The sequence below is a fragment of the Paenibacillus sp. AR247 genome (genome assembly GCF_002968895.1).
Lineage (GTDB): Bacteria > Bacillota > Bacilli > Paenibacillales > Paenibacillaceae > Paenibacillus_AQ > Paenibacillus_AQ favisporus.
This window is the reverse complement of record NZ_PCZT01000006.1, coordinates 105,385-108,026: the sequence shown is the minus strand read 5'-3', so window position 1 is coordinate 108,026 and position 2,642 is coordinate 105,385. Positions and strand designations below refer to the sequence as shown.

The 2,642-nt window shown below is 55.4% G+C and carries 2 protein-coding genes and 1 pseudogene; 2 read left to right on the top strand and 1 reads right to left on the bottom strand.

Features of this window, described 5'->3' with window-relative positions; translation table 11 throughout:
- Nucleotides 1-125 precede the first annotated feature (125 nt).
- Entirely contained in the window at nt 126-965 is an 840-nt protein-coding gene (locus tag CPT76_RS05380; protein ID WP_105442174.1) for a helix-turn-helix transcriptional regulator, read from the bottom strand.
- 153 nt (nt 966-1,118) lie between these two features.
- Between CPT76_RS05380 and CPT76_RS05375 the strand changes: the two are divergent.
- Nucleotides 1,119-1,991 (top strand): annotated as a pseudogene (locus CPT76_RS05375) (Gfo/Idh/MocA family protein); the annotation flags it as partial.
- Nucleotides 1,992-2,032: 41 nt separating this feature from the next.
- The coding region (locus tag CPT76_RS05370) for an aldo/keto reductase (RefSeq protein ID WP_146116166.1) at nt 2,033-2,642 on the top strand (610 nt) is incomplete at its 3' end.

The window sequence follows — 2,642 nt, the reverse complement described above, 5'->3', positions numbered from 1 at the left end:
CGCTTTTTTACTGTACTTTTTAAAATTGAAAGGAGTAACGGTGGTATTCGGTCAGGTGGCAGGAAGGATCTCAATTATGGGACAAATGTGATCCCCGCGGATTACCGCTGAACGATCGCTTACGCTTACGCCCCTCCGTATAACCGCCGGTAAGCCGAAGGCGTCATCCCCTCATGCTCCATAAAACGCTTGTTGAAATAGTTCACGCTTGGATAACCCGCGTCCTCAGCGATCTGCCCGATCGTCGCACTCTTTCGCTCGAGCAGCCACTGCTTCGCCATCTGAAGGCGGCAGCGCGTGATGAACTCCATCGGCGTCATCTCGGTTACGCTGCGGAACAGCTTGCAGAAGTAGTAGGTGGATATGCCAAGTCTGCCCGCCCAATCTTCCAGGATGAACGGCTTGACCGCCTCCTGCTGCATGACCGGAAGCAGCTCCAGAATCCGGTTGCCCGAATTGTTCGATTTGACCGGAGACAACGGGGTGGCATGCTCGATAAATTCGGCCAGCAGCGCGTAAGTAAGTGTCGAGAGGCGGACCGGGTGGAGCATCCGGTGCTCTTCCGCCTCCTGCAGCAGATTTTCGTGCGCCTGCTCAAACGAAGCCGATTGGCGGATCGTCCATAAGAGGCTGTGATGCAGACCGCGTTCGATCAAATAATCCTGCAGACCGCTCCCGTAGAAGTGAAACCAGCGGATATCCCACGGGTCTTCCTCGCTGCTGTAGTACCGCTGGCGCTGCATGGGAAAATACAGCACGGCCTCTCCCGGCCCCAGCTCATAGACCACATCCTCCACTTCCACGTACCCTCTGCCTGCAGCCACGTAATGAATGTTGAAATTGTTCAAGGCCCCCGCCTCCCGGAATACGCTGTGACCCGGATCGTTCCGGTAAAAGCCGACCGATTCGGGAAAACAGAAAAACGGCATCGACGGAAGGGTCAGCAAATGGCTTTGCCGCTTCACCTGTCCTCACCCCAAATGACAATATTGTTATAATGCATTGCAAAATCGTATTATATTAATTTTAATAACAATCTTTTATAATCGCAATATAATCATAAATAAGCTTCTTGAGGAGATGATACACGAACATGAGCCAGAAATTGAAATGGGGGCGCAAAGCAGACGGCTGCGGACCTGAATATTCCGGTCGCTTACGGAAGCTACGAGGAACTGCTTGCGGATCCGTCCATCGACGTCGTATACATTCCTTTGCCGAATCATCTTCATAAAGAGTGGACAATCCGCGCGGCGGAAGCCGGCAAGCATATCCTGTGCGAGAAGCCGCTGGCCCTGACCGAAAGCGAAGCAGCCGAAATGGCTGAAGCCGCCGCTAAAGCGGGCGTGTACTTGTCCGAAGCCTTCATGTACCGTTACCACCCCCGCTACGACAAGATCAAGCAGATTATCGACTCGGGCCAAATCGGCGAAGTCCGCGGCATCCGCAGCGCCTTTACTTTTAACAACGCCGGCGACAAAACGAACGTCCGCTACCGCAAGGATTGGGGCGGCGGCTCGATCTACGACGTCGGATGCTATCCGATCAACGCGGCTCGGCTGCTGCTCGGAAAGGAACCGATCGCCGTCACGGTGAACGCCTTCTTCTCGCCGGAGCATGACGATGTCGATATGATGGCCTCCGGCCTCATCGAATTTGACGGCTCCGTCGCACTGACCTTCGACTGCGCCATGTGGGCCGCGTCGCGCAATCCGCTGGAAATCCTCGGCACGGACGGCATCATCGAGGTGCCTTCAGCCTACGTTACACCGACGCCGGGCAGCGGCAACTTCTACTTGACCGTACGTGGGGAGCGGAGCGAAATTGAGGTTCCTCATGTAAACGCATACAGCCTGCAGGCCGATCAGCTCGCCCGGGCCATTATTAACAAGACGCCGCTGCAGTTCCAGCCCGATGATGCGATTCACAACATGAAAGTGATTGACGCCTGCTTGCTGTCTGCACGCGAGCATACCCGGGTTGCGCTGTAACGAGCCATATAAAACCACAATAGCTTAGGAGGGTATCATCCATGGAATACATTTCCGTCAAAGGTCTGGATAAAAAGGTTTCCCGTTTGATGAAAGGCACGGACTACTTTTACCACAATTCGTACGATAAAGCCGCGGCTAATATGGACGCGTATCTGGCCATCGGCGGCAATTCCGTCGACTCCGCCCACATCTACTGCGGCGGGGAAAGCGAAGAAGTGCTGGGCCGTTACATGAAGGAGCGCGGCAACCGGGATCAGATCGTCATCCTGACCAAGGGCGCCCATCACGACCAGAACGGTCCGCGCGTCAACAAGGAAGCCATCCGGCACGATATTACGACCAGCCTGAAGCGGCTGCAGACCGATTTTATCGATCTGTACGCGCTGCACCGGGACGATCCGAACGTGCCTGCCGGCGAAGTGATCGAAATTTTGAACGAATATGTCAAGTCAGGTACCGTCGGCGCCATCGGCTGTTCCAACTGGACGTGGCAGCGGATCAAGGAAGCCAACGATTACGCGGCCGAGAAAGGCTTGACCGGCTTTACCTTCAGCAGCCCGAATCTCAGCCTTGCCAAGCCGAACGAGCCGTTCTGGAAAGGCTGCGTCTCGGCCGATGCCGAAACCTGCGCCTGGCATGAAGCCGAGC